This is a genomic window from Micrococcus sp. HMSC31B01 (genome assembly GCF_001816085.1).
Lineage (GTDB): Bacteria > Actinomycetota > Actinomycetes > Actinomycetales > Micrococcaceae > Micrococcus > Micrococcus luteus.
On record NZ_KV825326.1, the window covers coordinates 1 to 1,864 of the forward strand.

Genomic DNA, 1,864 nt, shown 5'->3' on the forward strand with positions numbered 1-1,864 from the left:
GGGCCGGCGTCGTCGGCCGCCGGCGGGTGGACGGCGGCGGCCGGGTCCGTGAAGGGCACGCCGGTGGCGTGCGCGTACTCGCGCGCGACGCCGCGCATCGAGAACGCGTAGCCGCGGTCGGGCGTCACGTTGATCTCGGCGGCCTCGCCGTGCAGGTCCAGGACGTCCCGGGCGTCGGTGCCCGGCTCGGGGTCGAGCCCGAGGTCGCCGAGCACGATGATCCCGTCCGTGCCGTCGTCGCCCATGCCCAGCTCCGTGCTGGAGGCGATCATCCCGGCCGAGACGTGGCCGTAGGTCTTGCGGGGGCTGATGCGGAAGTCGCCGGGCAGCACCGCGCCGGGCAGGGTCACGACGACCTTGTCCCCGACCTCGAAGTTGTGGGCGCCGCACACGATGCCCTGCACGCCGGAGGGCTCGATGCCCTCGCCGGTGAGCGGCTGGGCGGCGCCCTCGGGAACCACCCGCACGGAGCACCAGTTGATGGTCTTGCCGTTCTTCTGCGGCTCGGGCTCCTTGGAGAGCACCTGCCCGACGACGATCGGGCCCTGCAGCTCGGCGGCCGGACGGTGGACGTCCTCCTCCTCGAGGCCGACGCGGACGAGGTCGGCCATCACGTCCTCGGCACGGTGCTCCGCGGGCACGGGGACGAACTCCCGCAGCCAGTCCAGGGGGATGCGCATGGATCAGACCTCCATTCCGAAGTGCTGGGAGAAGCGGACGTCGCCCTCGATCATGTCGTGCATGTCCGGGACCTCGTTGCGGAACATGAGCGTGCGCTCCACGCCCATGCCGAACGCGAACCCGGAGTACTCCTCCGGGTCCAGGCCCGCGGCGCGCAGCACATTCGGGTGCACCATGCCGCAGCCGCCCCACTCGATCCAGCGGGGCCCGCCCTTGGCGCCGGGGTGCCAGATGTCCAGCTCGGCGCTGGGCTCGGTGAACGGGAAGAAGTTCGGGCGCAGGCGGATGGCCGCCTCGGCCCCGAACATCTGGCGGGCGAAGTACTCGAGGGTGCCGCGCAGGTGGGCCATGGTCAGGCCCTTGTCCACGGCCAGGCCCTCGAACTGGTGGAACACCGGGGTGTGCGTGGCGTCCAGCTCGTCCGTGCGGAAGGTGCGACCCGGGCACAGCACGTAGGTGGGGGCGCCCCGCTCGAGCAGGGAGCGCATCTGCACCGGGGAGGTGTGGGTGCGCAGCAGCAGGTGGGCCTCGGCCGGGGCCACGAAGAAGGTGTCCTGCATCTCGCGGGCCGGATGGTCCGGCGCGAAGTTGAGGGAGTCGAAGTTGAACCACTCGGACTCGAGCTCGGGGCCCTCCGCGATCTCCCAGCCCATGCCGACGAAGATCTCCGAGACACGGTCCATCGTCAGCGAGAGCGGGTGACGGGCGCCGACGCGGCGGCGACGGACCGCGGTGGTCACGTCCACCGTCTCCTCGCGCAGGATCCGCGCGGCCTGCTCCGCCTCGAGCACCTCGGTGCGGGCGGCCAGGGCCTTGCCCAGGCGGCCGCGTGCGGCGCCCATGAGCTTGCCGGCCTCCGCCTTGCGCTCCTTGGGCAGAGCGCCGATCGCCTTGTTCGCGAGAGTCAGGGGGGCCCGGTCGCCGGTGTGGGCCAGGCGGGCGGCCTTGAGCTCATCGAGGTCCGCCGCGGCCTCGTACGCGGCGAGCGCGGCCTGCACGGCGGCCTCCACCGCCTCCGCGTCCACGGGGGAGATCTCCGCCACGGGCGCGGTGGGCTCCGCGCCGGTCTCGGGGCTGGGTGTCATCAGGGCAACGACCTTCGCATGGGGGACGGTGGGACGCCCGTCAGTCTAGTGTCCGCCCCGGGCGCGCTCGGCCTAGGTGTTGTGGGTCATGAGGTTCT

General features: G+C 72.6%; 1 protein-coding gene and 1 pseudogene. Both read right to left on the minus strand.

The genetic code is table 11. The features are described from left to right. Positions 1-680, minus strand: a pseudogene (locus HMPREF3105_RS10265) (phenylalanine--tRNA ligase subunit beta); the annotation flags it as partial. Between the two features lie 3 nt (positions 681-683). Continuing rightward, on the minus strand, positions 684-1,766 hold the full coding sequence (gene pheS / locus HMPREF3105_RS10270) for a phenylalanine--tRNA ligase subunit alpha (RefSeq protein WP_012750956.1): 1,083 nt from the start codon (positions 1,764-1,766) through the stop codon (positions 684-686). Positions 1,767-1,864 lie beyond the last annotated feature (98 nt).